Source organism: Rhizobium sp. TBD182 (genome assembly GCF_001950375.1).
Classification (GTDB): domain Bacteria; phylum Pseudomonadota; class Alphaproteobacteria; order Rhizobiales; family Rhizobiaceae; genus Agrobacterium; species Agrobacterium tumefaciens.
In genome coordinates this window covers 334,246-334,832 of the sequence record NZ_BDLN01000001.1, presented here as the reverse complement: position 1 = coordinate 334,832, position 587 = coordinate 334,246, and the positions used below count along the sequence as shown (strand labels likewise).

The window sequence follows — 587 nt, the reverse complement described above, 5'->3', positions numbered from 1 at the left end:
TCGTCTATCGGTTAGGACGTCAGATTTTCATTCTGAAAAGAGGGGTTCGACTCCCCTAGGGCGTGCCACTTGCTTCTCCTTGAAAATCAGTATTATGCGTTCAAATCTTCACGTGATGTGTGAGATAGAGGATGCATGCCGTTTCCGGCCGTCCTTCAGCTTTTCCCGTAAAATCAAGTCTCGATCTGTGCCGACTGTCAGGGCGCGAAAGCCGCGTCCAGAACACGCAGCTGCACACGCCTCTGGCCCTGCCAGAGATCGGCACCCACGGTGCCTGCCACGTGGATAGACCTGCCACGCGCATTCAGCAGCATCTGCCCCAGAGGGGCCTCTGCGGCGCGGAATGCGATGCCGTCCAGCCGTGAGCCATCCATGGCCTCCAGCGTGATCTTGACGTGGGAGGTGCCGACCAGACGCACATCGCGCAGCCGGTGGGCAGGCACGGCAAAAATGGGCTGAGAATGGCCGGAGCCATAAGGACCAGCCTGTTCCAGCTGATCGACAAGCTGCAGGGTCGCACCGGACGCGCCGATTGCGCCGTCGATCTTAAGCACGCTGCTTTCCACCAGCTCGCTCACCGTCTTTGC

1 pseudogene is annotated in these 587 nt (G+C 59.5%); it reads right to left on the bottom strand.

From position 1 onward, the window contains the following. Positions 1-197: 197 nt before the first annotated feature. Positions 198-587: pseudogene (locus T18_RS27425) on the bottom strand (single-stranded-DNA-specific exonuclease RecJ); the annotation flags it as partial.